This is a genomic window from Rhizobium sp. 42MFCr.1, assembly GCF_000377185.1.
Taxonomy (GTDB): Bacteria; Pseudomonadota; Alphaproteobacteria; order Rhizobiales; family Rhizobiaceae; genus Rhizobium; species Rhizobium altiplani.
The window spans coordinates 59,854-77,091 of sequence record NZ_KB897825.1 but is presented as its reverse complement, the minus strand read 5'-3'; the positions used below and the strand labels follow the sequence as shown (position 1 = coordinate 77,091).

Sequence of the window (17,238 nt, the reverse complement as noted above, 5' to 3'; positions counted from 1 at the left end):
CCTCAGACCTCGGCCGATAGGTAATCCATGCTCGCCCGCAGCGCCATTGCCGGATCGTTGAGGTCATGGACCGTAGCCGCGAAGGGTTCGAACGAAAACGGTCCAGCGTAGCCCGCCTCCATAAGGGCACGCATCTGCCCGGCATTGTCCAGGCGATCATCTGCCGCCACCAGAACACGGTCTCGATCGCGCATATCCGCAATCGAGACGGCAGGATCGCTGACACCTGAGATATGAACCAGCCCGGTTAAGTCAGCAAAGAGTTGTTCTTCGCCGGCAAGGTGGTGATGGAAGGTGTCATGCACGAGCTTGAACGTCGATCGTCCAGCCACAGCGTCGATTGCCTCAACCGCCTCCGCCTTTGACCGGAGCGAACAGATCGCAAAGCCCAGGGGTTCGACAAGGCCTACGATCCCCGCGGCATCGAGCATCGCCTTCAATGCAGCCAGCGACTGGCGGAGATTTTCCTGCCGCTCGCCATCTGCACGACCAGTGCCATCGTTTTTCGGGACAAGAACAAGTGCGCGCGCGCCGCATGCCTTGGCGTAGTCGATCAGTTCTCGGGCTTCGTCCGCACGGGTGGCGTTCCATTCGTTGAAGCGCTGCAGCGCATTGATCGAGAGGATAGTCAGCCCGTGACGCTCTGCGGCCTGGGCAACGGTCTCGGGCGAGGTTCCATCGAGGATCGCATTGCCCGCAAGATCGTTGCGGACCTCAACCGCATTAATGCCAAGCGACGTGGCCAACGCAAAGAAATCTCCAATCGGCAATGACGGCGCTGCCATATGGTTGAGGGCAAAACGAACGAACGGCATTCTTGGTCTCCTCCTAAAGCCTGGTATTCACGGAAGGCGTTAAAGCAATTCTCTACCCCAATCGGCTGCCCGATCCATCCACTCCGAGCAGCGAGGCTCTATCATTCGTGACAGAAAATAGCCCGGCCATGAGGGATGCGCCTCATGCGAGGCACCCGCGGCAGCACCGGAATAATGTGGGTCGGGAGCACGCAGCGGACGTCACAAAAGAATAGTAGGGCTCGACATATTCCGCTAATTGTTGGAAAACTAAACAGTTACTTCATCGCAACTTACGGCGTTAACCCTATTAATAATGCCCTTTTCGGGCGTATTTTTGCTCCCGAGGGCGCCCGTCTGTAACATAATTCAGGATTTTTATTCCAACACCACTCAGTAGGGCTGGTCGTTTAATACTGCGTTTTTATTTTAACGAAACTACATTTCAAGATTTACAAAAGACAGGTACAATTTTGTATTTCTGCATTTCCTACATTAACCTTTGGAAATATTTTTGTATTGCGTATTAGCATCTATGTATGTAGTTTCTTAATAAAGTAGAAATCGGCAACCACAAAATAGTTGTTGGGCATAAGTTGGATATCTACTTTGTTTGCATACTAAGGGGATCATCACAGCGTTCAGGGGACCGTCGCAAAGTATTGCGTATACTTGATGCGGACTGTCCCCCCAGCACTAAAGGGTATGAGGGCTAGTATGAATTACGTACCTTCGGAATTTGAAAATGGCAGAATCGCATTGAACAGGCTCCGGCCTGTACCGACACTCTCCAAGGCAAGCACGGAGTTCGAGGATATTGAAAGGGAGCAAGGAGATGATCAGTGCCTGCTGATTATCGACGCCAGAACGCTCGAACGCGAATGCCTTGCGACGACCTTGAAAACGAACGGCCTTAGCATGACGGCTACTGCCGTCGGCTCGATAGCAGAATGGCAGCGAAAGAAGGATACCAACCGACCCGTTGGCGCGGTCCTCCTCAACATTGCCGGGCGAAAGGCTGACGATGCGGCCCTGTCCGAAGAAATCGCGGCGATCACCTCAGAGCTTGCGCCGGCGCCGGTCGTCATTCTGGGCGATGGCGATGACCTCAACCAAACCTTGAAGATGCTCCAATGCGGCGCGCGCGGTTTCATACCGACATCCGTCGGAATTGAAGTATGCGTCGAGGCACTTGCTCTTGCGGTTGCAGGCGGCACCTTCATCCTGGCGGGCAACAGCTTTTCCCCGTCGACAGGAGAAACTGCTTCGATCGACATGAGCCAGAAGCAGCATCAGCCAAAGGAGCTCACGCGCATCTTCACGCTGAGGCAGACCGAGGTCGTGCAGGCACTTCGCAAGGGAAAGGCGAACAAGATCATCGCCTATGAACTCAATCTGCGCGAAAGCACGGTCAAGGTTCACATCCGCAACATCATGAAGAAGCTGAAGGCCACTAACCGCACGGAAGTTGCTTATAAGCTGAATGATATGTTTCAGTAGCGATAGAGGCTGGGCGACCTCGACCGAGCAATTCTTGCCGCTCGTATCTCCCAGTATATAGACTCTACGTCTCGACAGATGGCGCTCAGCAAATGGCTGAGCGCCTCTGCAAATACCTTGTTCCACCTCATTCATAGCAAAAGCCGGAAATGCCGGCACTTGCCGGTGGATATCAGGCTTCAGCCCGTTCCTTTTCAGGCGTGGCGCTCATCTGTGGCTCTACACGACGTCCCAGAATTTGCCTGAACCCCTTTGCCGAAAACGGCTGCACAAGCTGAGCCAGGAAACCCTCGGCGACCCTTCCACTGATTCCAATCTCTGCAGGCGGCCTGCGCGCGGGATTGAAATAAGTGCCGAATATCTGATCCCACAGTACAAGGTTTTCGCCGTAGTTGGTGTTGCCCTCAGCCAACACCTTGGAATGATGCCATCGATGCAATCGGGGTGTGCTGAAAATCCGGTCGAGCGGACCCGTCCTGACATCGATGTTGCAGTGGGTGAGAAGACCGATGAAGGCCGTGACGGCACTGGTCCAGAGAAAGACCGGCAAAGGCGCGCCCAAGAGATAGAGGGGGATCTGGCTAAGCGCGATCTTGAACAGCGAATCGACAACGTGAAAGCGGCCGGTGTTGACGACCCACAGGCGCTCGACGCTGTGATGCAGGGCATGAAACCGCCACAGCGAAAGAAACTCGTGCGCGGCACGATGCGCAACGTAGAGACCGAACTCAGCGATGATCAATCCCAATACAGCTTGAAAGAAGACAGGCCAGTGATCCGGCCATATAGACGTTGCCGATGTGACTGCCGGCTGTACGACGGTGGCAATCGCCATTGGGGCGGAAGCGCCGATCGCCGCGGCAAGTTGCACGCCACCCTTTGTCAGGAGCGTATGTGCGATGTCGTTGAATGTTTCGCGATCATGCTTCAGCCATTGCTGTTCATAGGGCATCAGCCGCTCGAAGCCTGCGATCGCCGCCACGATCGACAGATAGACGACGTTGAACCACAACAGCGGTGCCTCAGTGTGAAAAGCCCAATCCGCCCCGATCAATCCAGCCGCAAAAAGCGCAGGCCACAGTGCCCACGACGCCGCCATATAAAGCGCCGACTTGCCTTCATTCATCACACGCACCCTTCTGCCTTGCGTCAGACGGCATGATACACCGCAGTTGCGCCCGCGAAGCAAGGCCCGATGCGACGTTCTTGCCACATCAGGCAATGACGACCGGATAGGTCGAGGCAGCTTTGCATTATGATTTCTTGCGATTGTCACGAGGCGAGCTTCTTGATAGGCGTCATCCACAAGACGTAACTCCCGCCGCAGGCCAATGCTCCAACGATCCCCTGACCACGCCCCGAGCCCGCTCGTCGGAATTGCGCTCGCATGTTCGGGCTATTCACTTTTTGCCATCCAGGACGCAGTCGTGAAGTGGCTGGTGGCGGACTACGCTGTTCCGCAGATCCTCTTCATGCGCAGCATCATGATCGTTGTTATCGCCGGCATCATGGTCCGCCGGCTGCGGCATCCGTCAATACTCAAGAGCCCACACCGGAATTCTCTGCTGTTGCGGGCGGGGCTCATGCTTTCGGCGTGGATGGCCTATTATTCAGCTGCACGCCATCTTGGTCTCGCCGAGATCACGACAATGTATTTCTCAGCGCCCATCATGGTCGTGGTGCTGTCGATCTTCATTCTCAAGGAAAATGTCGGGCCGATGCGCTGGCTCGCCTGCGTCGGCGGGTTCGCCGGCGTGCTGCTTGCCGCCAATCCTGCAGAAGCGCCAAGCCTTGTGCCGGCGGGGATGGTCATCTTCGCAGGCTTCTGCTGGGCGTGGAGCACCGTCCTGGTTCGTCTTGTCAGCCGCACTGAAAGCACGCTGAACCAGATGATGGCAACAAGCTTCCTGTTCGTTGTCGCCTGCGGCGCGATGCTGCCATGGCTGTGGAAGACGCCGGATCTTTTCGGTTGGGCATTGATGGTCGGTCTCGGCATTGTCGCTGCAGCCGGCCAGTATCTGCTCTATGAGGGCTTCCGCCATGCCCCCGCATCAACGCTTGCGCCGATGGAATATAGCGGCCTCGTCTGGGCCTTTCTGTACGGTTATCTGATCTGGTCGGAAGTCCCGACGGTCAATGTCGTAGCAGGCGCAGTCCTGATCGTCGCCTCCAGCCTCATGCTTGTATGGTGGGAGCGCCGACAGGTGCTATCGGCCCGCCGCCTGACGGCATAGATCATAGCCACGCTGTCAGTCGGAAGGATCTGCGCGCCTGCCTCTGGCCATGCGCGTGTCTGGACAAACAGACCTCAGGCTACTTTCGACCCTCTGCATCAGCACGGTCAATCGCCGGTCGCAATCATCTTTGTGCCGTCAGGCTGGCTTTCGGAGACCTTGCAGGTGCGGCGCGATCAACGCAATTCGAGAGCAATTGCATGACCGGCATAATACCAGTATAGCTCCAGACGGCGATTTCCAAGAATCTTTTGGCAATCGATCTGTTACGGGGACAGGCATGCCAGGTATCAGCTTGATCGAACTTGTAGCCAAGGAACTGGGCCTGACGGCGCCCGATGTGCCGCTTTACAAGCGGCTCAAATCGGCCATTGAAGCTGCCATTCGCTCCAATGCTGTGAAGGCCGGCGCCGTTCTGCCGGGAGAGCGGGTTCTTGCCGAGAGCCTGTCCCTCTCGCGCGTGACGGTTCGCAAAGCCTTGGCATTGCTTGAAGAAGAGGGCCTTCTCAATCGCCGACACGGCTTCAAGACGGAGGTCGGATCGCGCGTCGAGAAGTCGATGTCGACCTTGACGAGTTTTTCGGAAGACATTCGCGCTCGCGGCATGGTGGCCGGATGTGTGTGGATTTCCAAACACATAAGCCGACCTTCGCCAACGGAGATGATGGCGCTCGGGCTGTCAGCCAATGCAAATGTGATCCGCATGAAACGCGTTCGCACAGCGGATGGCGCACCGATCGCGGTCGAAACGTCAACCGTGCCGACGCGCTTTCTTCCCTCGCCCGATCTGGTCTGGGATTCACTTTACGAAGCGCTTGCGGCGCGTGGTTTCATGCCGCAACGGGCAATCCAGCGCATGCGTTCGAGAGCAGCAACCAGCGAAGATGCGCGCCATCTTCATTGCGAGGTGGGTGCACCACTCTTGATGACCGAAAGACGGTGCTTCCTGCCTGACGAGCAGATCGTGGAATACTGCGAGACACGCTACAAAGGTGACGTCTACGACTTCGTCTTCGAGCTTCAGCGATAAGACCAGATACAAACTGGTTGTAATCTGGTATTTTCCTTTTATCGTGATGCCGAAATGGAGTGTCACGAGTGCAACGGGAAGACATCAGGAATAGCCTTATCGTATCCTGCCAGCCGGTTCCCGGCGGACCGATGGATCGTGCCGATTTCGTCGCTGGCTTTGCAAAAGCGGCAGTGAACGCCGGCGCCAAGGCACTGAGGATCGAGTCGGTTGCCTATGTGAAAGCTGTTCGCCCCGTCGTTTCCGCTCCGATAGTCGGCATCGTGAAGAGGGATCTTCCATCCAGTCCGGTCCGCATTACACCTTTCGTTTCCGACGCCGAGGCGCTTGCCGATGCCGGTGCCGACGTCATCGCCTTTGACGCGACGGATCGGCCTCGCCCGGCTTCGATAGAAGAACTTGTCCGCATCATCAAGGCGAGGGGCAAGCTGACGATGGCGGACTGCTCCTCTCTCGACGACGCCAGGCGGGCTCTTGACGCGGGCGTCGATTTCGTTGGCACGACACTCTCGGGCTATGTTGGCGGACCGGAACCCGTGGACCCGGACATTGAGCTCATCACGGCAATGCGACAGCTCACGCCCTATGTCATCGCCGAAGGTCGCATCCGTTCGCCGGAGCAGGCTCTGGCGGCCGCGCAAGCGGGGGCGTTTGCGGTCGTCGTTGGTTCTGCCATTACCCGCACCGAGCATGTGACCTCATGGTTCAATGAGGCGATCGCCAAGGCCTACAATAGCGCAAACCGCGAAACCGTCCTCTCCATCGACATTGGCGGCACCAAGACGATGGCAGCACTCGTCAGCGGCAGTAACGTTCTGGAAGAGATCGTCGTTCCGACCGCGCGCGACGCTGGACCGGACGCCTGGCTTTTAAAGGTGGCCGAAAGCACCGCAAATTGGCGGAACCGATACGAACGGATCGGGGTTGCAGTGACCGGCTTCATCGAAGGCGGTAACTGGTCGGCGCTCAATCCGGCGACCCTTGCCATTCCCGATCGCTACCCTCTTGTCGATCGCGTCGCCGCTCTGTTTGGCAAGCCAGCTTTTGCCGTCAACGATGCACAGGCCGCAGCCTGGGGCGAGTACAGGTTCGGGGCGGGGTCCGGTGATGATCTGGTCTTTCTGACGATCTCGACCGGTATCGGAGGAGGGGTTGTCGTCAACGGCAAGCCGCTGTCAGGGCTTGCCGGCCACTTTGGCCTGATCCGCTCGCCATCGCAGGGGCAGGCGCCTTTCGAAGATCAGACGTCCGGCAGATGGATTGCGAGCGAGGCCCTGAAGGCCGGCCACCCGATCGACGCCGTCGAGGTTTTTGAGCGCGCGCGCAAGGGTGAAACGTGGGCAGCCGATATCATGTCCCTTTCGGCCCATCGCGCCGCAACGCTCTGCCGGGATATCCAGCTGATGTTTGATCCCGATGTGATCGTGATCGGCGGCGGCATCGGCCTGGCTGAAGGCTATCTCGATCTGATGCGCAGCCATCTGTCTGGCATGTCGCCTCGGCTCACTCCGCGTCTGGTGGCTGCAAAGCTCGGCCGCCGCGCCGGTATCATTGGCGCTGCAGATCTTGCTGGTGAGGGCAAGTAGCGGCGAGCGACTGGCATGAAACCTGATAAAAGAAAGGGAACGACGATGAAATTCAAAACCAGGTCTCTTCCGGCACTGGCTGCGCTCCTTGCGAGCGTTGCACTGCCGGGTATGGCAAACGCGACTGTAACGGTGCTCGGCTGGCCAGGCGGCTCGGAGGAAACCGCACTTAGAGCTACGGTTGAAGCCTACAATGCTAAGGCCGGCATCAGCGACGCCGACAAGGTGCAGCTGCTGTTCTTCAATCGCGATGGCTTCTTCGACAAGCTGCAGGCCGATATGGCCGCCGGCTCGGATGCTTTCGACGTCAATCTGGTTGCCACTTACTCGATCGGCCGTTACGCGCCTTATATGGAGCCTGTCGAACTGGGTTCGGACGCCGCAAAGGTGTTTGGTCCATCCGTCCTCAAGACGATGCAGTTCGATGGCAAGCAGTATGGCGTGCCGACAGACCTCTCCCTGCACTTCATGTACTACCGCAAGGATCTCATCGACGCCCTGATGAAGGACGAGGCGGCAAAGAAGACCTACGGGGAAATCGCCCAGAAGTACCTCGGCAAGGAACTCCAGCCGAAGGATCCCGACAGCTGGACCTGGGACGATTGGGCAGCAACCGCGCTCTATTTCAGCAAGCAGGCGAATTCGGCAAGTCGCGTGCGCTACGGCACTGTCCTGCAGATGAAGAACCTGCTTTTCAACATGATGGTCTTCCAATCCCTGCCACGCTCCTATGGCGGCGACTGGATGGACAAGGACGGCAAGATCACGGTCGATTCCGATGCGTACAAAACCGGTCTCGAGCTCTACAAGAAGCTCTATGATGCAGGCGCTTCCCCGAAGGATTCGCTGAGCTACGAGTACGCCGAGACCAATGCCGCCTATGGCTCGGGCCAGGCTGCAACTGCGCTGCAATGGAATGCAGCAGCGGCCGATCTGACCAACGCTGAAAAGTCGCCGGCCGTTGCCGGAGTGACCGGCATCGTCGCGCCGCCCGCTGGCCCCGACGGCCGCGCGGATCACATCCACGGCCTCGGGCTTGGCCTAAACAAGAATGCCAAGAACAAGGAAGGTGCGACCAAGTTCCTGAAATGGCTGGCAAGCGAGGACGCCGCACTTCTCTATGCCAAAAGCGGTGGTTCTCCGGCCCTTTCGCCCGAAGTCGTCGCCAAGGTCGCCAGCGAGCGTCCTGATCTCGTCAAACTCGGCGAATTCGCGAGCAAGTATGGCTATGTGATGAACGGCGCCACCTCCGCCAATGCCTTGTCGGTCTATGAACTTCAGGCAAAGGAATTCACGGGCTACTGGGCGGGCCAACAGGGCCTCGACGACGCGCTTGCCCATGTGAAGACGGGCATGCAGGATCTACTGAAGAAGTAGGACGAACCCGGCGTCAGGTTTCGCCTGGCGCCGGCACACCCGGCGGACCATAATGGCTATTGTAAAACGTGCCGAAGGCAGAGCTTATCTCGCACCGCTTGTGGCATTCCTGCTTCTCTTTCTGGGCTTTCCTGCGCTCGTCAACCTCATCTACTCGGTCTCTACTGTCAGCTTCGAGAACCTGCGCAGTCCGAGCCTCAGCGGGCTTGGCAACTACGCGTCAGTGCTGGCAGACCGAGAGTTCTGGCAGGCTGTATCTTTCTCGATGCGCTTCGGCATCCTGACAGCGCTTGCCGAATGCCTGATCGGCCTCTTTCTTGCGATCTTCCTTGCGCCACTGCTTGCGAAGCGATCGTTTCTGATGGCGCCGTTGATGCTGCCATTGATGGTCGCTCCCGCCATGATCGGCCTGATGTATCGGCTTGTGCTGCACGAGTTTGCCGGACCGGTGCCCTATTACCTTTTCCTGTGGTTCGGTGACAGCCCGGCCTTCCTCGACATCAATAATGCCTTTCGCACGCTGATCGTCGTCGAAACGCTGCAGTGGACGCCGTTCGCCTTTTTGCTCTTCTACATGGCTTACGTGGCGATACCGCTCGATGTGAGGGAGGCTGCTGAGCTCGACGGCGCCCCGTGGTTCAAGATCCTGTGGTGGATCGAACTGCCGCTGATGCTTCCCACACTCGTCATCGCCTTCTTCATCCGCTTCATCGATGGCTTTCGCGTGTTCGACAACGTTTATGCGCTGACCGGCAGTGGTGCCGGGGGATCAACAACATCGCTTTCGATCTACATCTACCAGGCCTTTTTCAAGGAGGGCGCCATCGGCAAAGCGGTTGCGGCATCCGTCATGCTGTTCGTCGCCTCGCTTGCGGTGCTCTATGGTCTCAACTGGCTTGCCGGTCGCAGGAGGAGATAGCGATGCTGAACACTGCTCGTTGGCTCGTCTTTGCGATTGCTACGCTCGCAATGAACTTTCCGGTCATCGTTACACTCGTCACCTCGTTGAAGAGCGCGAGTGAACTGTCAATCAATCCCGGTCTCTGGATAAGCCAGCCGACACTTGAGAACTACCTTCGGGTTCTGACACACACGGATCGGTTCAACATTTACTCGTATCTCTTCAACAGTACGATTGCCTCGCTCATCGGAACGAGCCTTGCGATCCTTCTGGCCTTCCCGGCTGCCTATGCCATTGCTCGAAGCGAGGCGGGCAAGCGCACCCTGTTGCCTGTAATCATCAACCTGCGAGCCGTGCCACTGATCATTTTCGCGATCCCGCTTTATATGATGTATCAATGGCTTGGCCTCCTGGATACTCGGCTTGGGCTGGGCCTGATCTTGACGATTGTCAATACGCCACTTGCGCTGGTCATCATGGTCAACACCATTTCCGACGTACCCCTGGAACTTGACGAGGCAGCGAAGGTGGACGGTGCCAGCTCCTGGCAAGTAATGGTAATGATCATCAGGCCCGTCGTCAGGCCGGCATTGGTGACCACCTTCATCTTCGGCTTCATCACCGCCTGGAACGAGTTCCTGTTTGGCCTCATGCTGACGACCAGCCAGGCCGTTCCAATGACCGTCGGCGCCTCCTTCTTCTTTGCCGCCAGCGGAGGCGGGGTGCAGTGGGGAACCGCATCGGCCGTCATGATGCTCGGCGCGCTGCCGCCTGCGGTGCTCGGTCTCGTCATGTACAGGCAGATTTCCGGCTCAATGACCGCTGGCGCCGTGAAGGGGTAGGGACACCTGCAAGCCCCCAAGATCTCTTCCGAAACCCGGATGAATCTTGTCGATCAGCGTTTGCTAATATAACTTTGCAGGGTTGGCAACGAAGGAGCCGGGCCATGCTGAGACTATCTCTTGTCGCCTCCGCCCTGCTGTCATTATCCGTGCTCAGCGCTTTCGGTGACAGCCCCTGGTATCGGATGGTTCCGGTACCAAATGCGCCAGGCTGCAACGTTCTTGCCGACCCGGGCGGCCGGCCCATTTTGCAACGTTACGAAAAAGGCGGCACGCGCATGTATGGCATCGGTGGCAAGGCATGCCCGGAAAAATTCCCGGGAATAGACTCCGCCAAGATTTCGATCGCGCGGTCGATCACGACAGACGGGAATTTTGCGCGTATCACAACAAGGACACGCAAGTTGGTGGTCACCCGCGCGGGCACCGGCAGCAACTATCAGTTCGCTGTCAACAAGCTGGACGTGCCGAGATAGGCGGGGCCGGCGGTTTGCCCGGCAGACTCAATATTCTCAGGTTGGGCGGCGATCCCGGCATTAAAGACTTGCCTTCCGCTCGCAAACATGGCGCAGGTCGGCGACGAATTAGGCGCACCTAAAGCCGATCTCACATAACCACAGGCGAAAGTGAGCCGATTGAAAACAACAGATCTGGATTAGCCGACTGGCACAAATACAAATTAATAGAAACCCATTCGAAAAATACAATCTGTGCTGCGTATTACGAAACTATACTTTCCGTGCTTCGATATATATTCTGGAATTGTCTCAACGTTACGCAATAAGGCGTATCTGAGGATAATTGTTGGACACGTTTAACCCATGCTAACTATACGGCAGGGTTGAGGGTGTGCTTCATGACCATTCCAGTCGAACAGAACTGGGGCCCGCATCTTTCCGTCAAGAGCGACCGGAAATGGTTCGGCCTCCACAGCATAGCGATTACCTGCATCGCAGCAGCGTTCGATTTTGTCGTCCTCCTTGCGGCAAGCGCCGCAGGGCATTTGTTCTATGAGCAGATGACCTACGGCACCCTGGCTGACCCGTTGCGCTACATCGGGATCGGTTTGCTTGTGGCAACGGTTTTCGTACTGGCGATGTTCAGCGTCCACGCCTATCGATCGAGCGAGATGTTCTCCTTCCGTCGCCAGTTGTTACTGATCGTCGCGTTTCTCCCGGCCGCCCTATTCTTCCTTCTCGCCGTCATCCTGTTCCTCAAGATCGACCTGGCGATATCGCTGGGTTCAATCGTCACAAGTGCGGCCCTCTCTTTCAGCGGACTGGTGGCTTTGCGCTTGCTCTGGTATCGCCACCTTAGCAGGGCGATCGCGCGCGCCGCGTTCCGCACCCGCCGGGTCCTGCTTGTTTGCCCAGGCACGATGTCGACGGAACCGGTCGTTCAACGTGCCGCCCTCAGCGGTCTCTCCGTAGAGCATACGATGCGAATTTCCGACGGTGATCATTCGCTGGCTTCAACGAGCGACGCTTATGTGAAGAGCGGCATAGGCGAAGTCGACGAGGTCTTGGTTGCCTGGAGCGACTACGGCAATTTGCGGGCACTCGAGGAGTGTCTGAACACCCTGCGCCAGTTCTGTGTGCCGGTAAACGTCATGTTCGGCGGAGTGGTCGGTGATGTCGTCGAGGGCTTCGCGCAGACTGTCGGAGAACGGCGCGTATTTCAGACACACCGCCCACCGCTCGAGCTTTACGAGCGCGGGCTGAAGAGAGCGTTCGATATCGCCTTCTCGATCGCGGCGCTGGTGGTCATGTTCCCGATCTGCGCTGCGGTTGCCGTCGCCATCAAGCTCGACAGTCCGGGACCGATTTTCTTCGTGCAGTCCCGAAAAGGATATAATGGCCGGACGTTTCGCATCCTCAAGTTTCGCAGCATGTCTGTCATGGAAAATGCCGCCGACGTGCGTCAGGCGACACGCAATGATCCTCGCGTGACCCGCGTTGGCGGCTTCATTCGATCAACGAGCCTGGATGAACTCCCTCAATTCTGGAACGTCCTTCAAGGTGACATGTCGGTGGTTGGCCCGCGTCCGCATGCGTTGGCGCACGATGACCTTTACGGATCGCTTATTGCCCAATACGCATCCCGCCGCCACGTCAAGCCGGGCCTGACAGGCTGGGCCCAGATCAACGGATGCCGAGGCGAAACCCCGACCGTGGATCGCATGGCTGACCGTGTTCGTCACGACATCTGGTACATCAATAACTGGTCGCTGTGGCTCGATTTGAAAATAGTCTTCATGACGATGGGCACCGTGATTGGCCGCCACAACGCCTATTAGCTCGTCATCGTTTGCAAGTGTTTGCAAGGTGCGTACGCGATACGTCCGTTTCGCCCACGGCTTTCCTGCACACTCCGATTCTGCGCAATTCCTCTACAGATGAAGGACGTCTATTGGCCTGAGAACGAGCGTACAGTCATACAGTCATCTGAATGACACCTCGCTGAGTATTTGCTGGCGATCGGTGTGATGCGTGGTTTTTAACGAAAGGACGGTCTTTGTCCCAAAATCCCGAAGGATTGCGGATGCACGGTGTTATTGAGACTTTCGCTTTCTTCACATAGTTGTAGTTTGCGCTTCCTCGCAAACCGGTGACGACAGGATGTCCGACGTGTCCGACCAAATTGCCATTGGGCTGACCTTCGTCGTCGTTGCCCAAGCAATCGCATGGGTACTGCTTGTCTTCATCCTCTTCGTGACGATCGCTCCCATAAGGCTGCGTCCGCGAACGATCACTCACGTCAATGTCGACAGGAGCCTCGCTTTCGCGGCGATGGCCTTCTTTTTTGTGCTTGGCTATTCGCAGTCTCCGGTGCTGATTACGATCAGTTGCATTGTTGGCGCCGGCCTTTCGGAATTACTTCAACTGCTGTCGCCGTCACGACACGCGCGACTGCCAGACGCCATGGCGAAATCCGTCGGAGCCGCCGCCGGCGCTTTGGCAGCGATAGTAACGCTGTCGACCGCTGCCTGAGCAAGAATTGACGCTACGGCTGCGGGTTGCAATCGCGCTTTCCGGAAACGTTTTTGTATGGCAGATAGGGACCTGACGCGTTCAATCCGGGAGGAAGATTGCCGCAAATGAAGGGAATTCGCCAACTCGCCAAGCATCTCGACATTTCGATCGGGACCGTTTCGCGTGCGCTGAACGACAGGCCCGACGTCAACGAGGAGACCCGCAAGCGCGTGCTCGCGGCGGCAGAGGAGCTGGGTTATGTGGCGAACCAGTCCGGCCGGAGCCTCCGACAGGGCACGACCAATGTCATCGGCCTGATGATCGAGTCCAGCAAGGAAACGGTCGAAAACAGCGACAACTTCTTCCTCGGCGTTACTGGTGGCCTGCAGAGTGTGCTGTCCCGTCACAAACTTGATCTGTTGATGTTGCCGTGCCCAAACGACGAGGATCCGCATGAATACCTCAAGCGCATGGTCGCGCGACGCATCGTCGATGCGATGATCATCTCGGCGACGCAGCGGGTCGACAAGCGCATCGATCTTCTGGTGAAGGCCAAGATCCCCTTCGTCGCACTTGGCCGCAGCACGTCCGGCGGAAGCCATCCCTGGATCGATCTGGACTTCGAGGGCGTTGCAGCCTGCGCTGTCGATCGTCTCGTGTCGAAGGGACATCGCCGTATCGCAATCGCGGCGCCATCCAACGACATCAATCTCGGCTATATTTTCGTAGATGCCTATCGCCAATCACTGGAGCGCCACGGCATAGCCTATGATCCGTCGCTGGTGATCCGCGTCAAATCGAGCGAGCAGGGCGGCTATCAGGCCGGTCATGAGATGCTACGGCTCGACAGCAAGCCGACGGCCATCATTCTGATCTACGAGTTGATGGCGATTGGTCTCTACCGGCGCATGAACGAGGCGGGCATCGTTCCTGGTCGAGATCTGGCCGTTATCGGCTTTCGTGAGGAACCTCGCGGAAAATTTCTGCAGCCATCGCTAACCTGCTTCCGCATGTCACTGCGCGATCTCGGCGTCGAGCTCGCCGAGACCTTGCTCGCGACGATGCCGGCTTACGCCGAGCATTATCCCAGGGGTGCCCGCAACACGATCTGGCCCCTTGAGCTCGTCCCGGGCGAGAGCGACGCCTTTTCGCTGGAGGCATAGTCTCCAGTGTGGTCGGAAGGCCCTGCTCATCGCTTTCCAGTGCAGGCGGTATTTGCCACCGCGTATCGGCTTGGTTGGCCCCTAGTGGTTCGAGCCCTGCAAAGCCCTTCCGAAAAAATAAAAAAATCTTCACAAACGCTCTTGCGGTTTTCCCACGATCCGCATAAATCACGGCCACCGACGCGGCGGACCAAACGGGACCGATTTCGCGAGGGCGATTAGCTCAGTTGGTAGAGCGCCTCGTTTACACCGAGGATGTCGGGAGTTCGAGTCTCTCATCGCCCACCATTCTTTTCCCTTACGTTTCAAAACCTAAGTGATATCAATGGCTACCTGACACCCGAGTCGTGTACACGGGTGACGTACATGGTGCATTTGATCACGAATCCGACCACAGGCCCGAACGGCGCCTACTACTACGTCAAGCGAGTTCCTAGAGACCTGATCGCCAAGATTGGCAAAGAGCGCTACTCGATTTCCCTCCGAACTAAAGACCCAAGAGAGGCCAAACGCCTGTGGGGGAAATGGACGTTCAGAAGGATAGAGAGTTCAGGGCGCTACGCGAAGGACCACAGCCGCCGGCCTTCAAGGTATCGTGGGCCTTGCGGGGCTGGCCTCATTTACCGCGGCGAAATCAGTCAGATTTTTTCCGTGCTGCGGTGCAGCACGCATTTATCTAAAGCCCTAGGTTTGCAGGTGTTTTCCGCAGCATTTCACACTGTTTGAACCACTATTGACACCAAGAAACGTTTCCGCTTAGTATCGTAAACGTTTACGGGATGCGTTTCGGGAGGAAAACCGGAAACGATCCACCGGAGGAAATCGTGATTTTGAATGCCGTTCTATGCGGGTGCGGAGCCATGTCCAAAGGCTGGTTGCGCGCCATCAAGGAAACCCCGGCTCTTGCAGCCGCGATCGAGGTCAAGGGCCTCGTCGATGTCAATCCGGCAGCCGCTGAAGCACTTGCCGCCGAGTTCAGTCTTGAGGGCGCTGTCATCGGCAGCGATCTTGCCGACGTCATCGCCAGGACCAAGGCCGACATCGTATTCGACGTCGTCATACCGACAGCCCGTTTCAATGTCGTCTCGACGGCGCTGAAGGGAGGTTGCCATGTTCTCAGCGAAAAGCCGATGGCGACCTCGCTTGCAGAAGGAGCCGCGCTGATCGATCTTGCCGCCGAGACCGGCAAGATACACGCCATCATCCAGAACCGCCGCTTCATCTCAGGTGTGCGCCGCATGCGCCGCTTCGTCGAAAGCGGGGCAATTGGTGACCTGACCGCCATCCATTGCGACTTCTTCCTCGGGCCGCATTTCGGCGGTTTTCGCGAGGAGATGGACAATGTGCTTCTGCTCGACATGGCAATCCATACCTTCGACGCGGCACGCTATGTCGCTGACAAGAAGCCACTTGCCGTCTATTGCGTCGAACGCAATCCGACCGGATCCTGGTACAAGCACGGCGCATCCGCCAATGCCACCTTCGAATTTTCCGACGACGTCGTCTTCACCTATCGCGGCTCCTGGTGCGCTGAAGGTGAGCGCACGAGCTGGGAAAGCGAATGGCGTCTCGTCGGCTCGAAGGGCATGCTGACCTGGGATGGCGGCGATACATTCAATGCAGCTGTCGCCGGCAAGGATCCCGGCCTCCTGCACGGCTTTACGCCCGTAAACGTTCCCGAGCCCGCGCACGAAGAAGAAACGCACGGCCATGCCAGCGTCATTGCAAGCTTCGTCGAGGCGATCAAGACAGGCAAGCGGCCCGAAACCGCAAGCTCCGACAATATCCGAAGCCTCGCCATGGTCTTCGGCGCGATCGAAAGTGCCAAGACCGGCAAGCGCATTGAAATTTCAGCATAAGGAAAAGCGATTGTGAGCAACCCCGCCAAGTCCATTCGTATCGGCACCATGGTCAGCGCCTCCAAGGGCGGCGCCGACAAGCGCATCGGCCAGATTGCCGATATGGGCTTTGAAAGCTTCGAGCCCTTCTTCTGGCAGACGACCAACGGCCAGGATCTGGCCGAACTCGGCAAACGCTCGCGCGACGCCATCGGTGACCGTGACATCACGATCTCGACGCTCGGCATGTTCGGCAATCCGCTGGAAACGACCGACATCGACCTGCAGACGCTGCAGGGCTGGAAGGATTGCATCGACAATGCGCACCATTTCGGCGCAAACTGCATTGCGGGCTTTACCGGTCGAATCCGCAACAAGCCGCTGACCGACAGCCTGCCGCGCTATAAGGAAATCTGGAGCGAGCTTTCAAAGCGCGCCGCCGACAAGGGCGTCAAGATCGCGTTCGAAAACTGCGCCATGGACGGCAACTGGGCGACCGGCGACTGGAACATCGCGCACAACCCGGATGCCTGGGAACTGATCTTCAACGAAACGCCGGACGATCATATCGGCCTTGAGTGGGAGCCCTGCCATCAGATGGTCTATCTGATCGAGCCGCTGCCGCAGATCCGCAAGTGGGCCAAGAAGATCTTCCACGTGCACGGCAAGGACGCGACGATCCGCTGGGACGTCATCAAGGAACATGGCATTTTCGGCAAGGAGAAATTCGTCTTCATGCGTACGCCGGGCTTCGGCGACAGCAACTGGACGGACATCATTTCCGAATTGCGGCTTGCCGGCTGGTCCGGTTCGATCGATATCGAAGGCTGGCACGACCCGGTTTATCGCGACGCGCTGGAAATGACCGGTCAGGTCTATGCGCTCAACCATCTCAAGCATGCCCGGGGCGCCGATTTCGTCGTCGATCCGGTTTGATGACATCGCGGCCGGCGAGGAGGAATCGCCGGCTTCCGACAGGATAACCACAAAGGAGGAGAACT

The 17,238-nt window shown here is 57.6% G+C and carries 16 protein-coding genes and 1 tRNA gene; 15 read left to right on the top strand and 2 right to left on the bottom strand.

Going from position 1 to position 17,238, the window contains the following annotated elements:
* Nucleotides 1-2: 2 nt before the first annotated feature.
* On the bottom strand, nt 3-815 hold the full coding sequence (locus C934_RS0110595) for a TIM barrel protein (protein WP_018856695.1): 813 nt from the start codon (nt 813-815) through the stop codon (nt 3-5).
* Between the two features lie 696 nt (nt 816-1,511).
* Between C934_RS0110595 and C934_RS0110590 the strand changes: the two genes are divergently transcribed.
* On the top strand, nt 1,512-2,294 hold the full coding sequence (locus C934_RS0110590; protein WP_018856694.1) for a response regulator transcription factor: 783 nt from the start codon (nt 1,512-1,514) through the stop codon (nt 2,292-2,294).
* 172 nt (nt 2,295-2,466) lie between these two features.
* On the opposite strand, the gene C934_RS0110585 is transcribed toward C934_RS0110590, so the two are convergent.
* Nucleotides 2,467-3,420: a sterol desaturase family protein gene (locus C934_RS0110585; protein ID WP_018856693.1), complete on the bottom strand. Its 954-nt coding sequence runs from the start codon at nt 3,418-3,420 to the stop codon at nt 2,467-2,469.
* A 205-nt stretch (nt 3,421-3,625) separates the two neighbouring features.
* Here C934_RS0110585 and C934_RS0110580 point away from each other — a divergent pair, with 205 nt between their 5' ends.
* From C934_RS0110580 to C934_RS0110520, 14 genes are all read left to right on the top strand, one after another.
* Nucleotides 3,626-4,528: a DMT family transporter gene (locus tag C934_RS0110580; RefSeq protein WP_018856692.1), complete on the top strand. Its 903-nt coding sequence runs from the start codon at nt 3,626-3,628 to the stop codon at nt 4,526-4,528.
* A gap of 280 nt (nt 4,529-4,808) precedes the next feature.
* Nucleotides 4,809-5,558 carry a GntR family transcriptional regulator gene (locus tag C934_RS0110575; protein ID WP_018856691.1) on the top strand — a complete coding sequence of 250 codons (750 nt, stop codon included), beginning with the start codon at nt 4,809-4,811 and terminating at the stop codon, nt 5,556-5,558.
* A 68-nt stretch (nt 5,559-5,626) separates the two neighbouring features.
* The gene (locus C934_RS0110570; RefSeq protein ID WP_026371727.1) at nt 5,627-7,144 is read left to right on the top strand and encodes a putative N-acetylmannosamine-6-phosphate 2-epimerase; all 1,518 of its coding nucleotides are present in this window, start codon (nt 5,627-5,629) and stop codon (nt 7,142-7,144) included.
* A gap of 45 nt (nt 7,145-7,189) precedes the next feature.
* Entirely contained in the window at nt 7,190-8,521 is a 1,332-nt protein-coding gene (locus tag C934_RS0110565) for an extracellular solute-binding protein (RefSeq protein WP_018856689.1), read from the top strand.
* Nucleotides 8,522-8,573: 52 nt separating this feature from the next.
* Nucleotides 8,574-9,440, top strand: a complete 867-nt coding sequence (locus C934_RS0110560) for a carbohydrate ABC transporter permease (RefSeq protein ID WP_018856688.1) — start codon at nt 8,574-8,576, stop codon at nt 9,438-9,440.
* A 2-nt stretch (nt 9,441-9,442) separates the two neighbouring features.
* Nucleotides 9,443-10,264 (top strand): carbohydrate ABC transporter permease, encoded by an 822-nt coding sequence (locus C934_RS0110555; protein ID WP_018856687.1) that lies wholly within the window; start codon nt 9,443-9,445, stop codon nt 10,262-10,264.
* A 104-nt stretch (nt 10,265-10,368) separates the two neighbouring features.
* Complete coding sequence (locus tag C934_RS0110550) at nt 10,369-10,740, top strand: hypothetical protein (RefSeq protein WP_018856686.1); 372 nt, start codon at nt 10,369-10,371, stop codon at nt 10,738-10,740.
* Between the two features lie 380 nt (nt 10,741-11,120).
* Entirely contained in the window at nt 11,121-12,560 is a 1,440-nt protein-coding gene (locus C934_RS0110545; protein ID WP_018856685.1) for an exopolysaccharide biosynthesis polyprenyl glycosylphosphotransferase, read from the top strand.
* A gap of 322 nt (nt 12,561-12,882) precedes the next feature.
* Nucleotides 12,883-13,254, top strand: coding sequence for a hypothetical protein (locus tag C934_RS0110540; protein WP_018856684.1), 372 nt, complete (start codon nt 12,883-12,885; stop codon nt 13,252-13,254).
* 107 nt (nt 13,255-13,361) lie between these two features.
* Complete coding sequence (locus C934_RS0110535) at nt 13,362-14,399, top strand: LacI family DNA-binding transcriptional regulator (RefSeq protein ID WP_018856683.1); 1,038 nt, start codon at nt 13,362-13,364, stop codon at nt 14,397-14,399.
* A 212-nt stretch (nt 14,400-14,611) separates the two neighbouring features.
* Nucleotides 14,612-14,687: transfer RNA gene (locus C934_RS0110530), tRNA-Val, on the top strand.
* Nucleotides 14,655-15,125, top strand: coding sequence for a DUF6538 domain-containing protein (locus C934_RS36310; RefSeq protein WP_335326998.1), 471 nt, complete (start codon nt 14,655-14,657; stop codon nt 15,123-15,125). Before C934_RS0110530 ends, C934_RS36310 begins: the two co-directional genes overlap by 33 nt.
* A 53-nt stretch (nt 15,126-15,178) precedes the next feature.
* Complete coding sequence (locus C934_RS0110525) at nt 15,179-16,258, top strand: Gfo/Idh/MocA family protein (RefSeq protein WP_083929848.1); 1,080 nt, start codon at nt 15,179-15,181, stop codon at nt 16,256-16,258.
* Nucleotides 16,259-16,270: 12 nt separating this feature from the next.
* Nucleotides 16,271-17,173, top strand: coding sequence for a sugar phosphate isomerase/epimerase family protein (locus C934_RS0110520; RefSeq protein ID WP_018856681.1), 903 nt, complete (start codon nt 16,271-16,273; stop codon nt 17,171-17,173).
* The last annotated feature ends 65 nt before the right edge of the window (nt 17,174-17,238 follow it).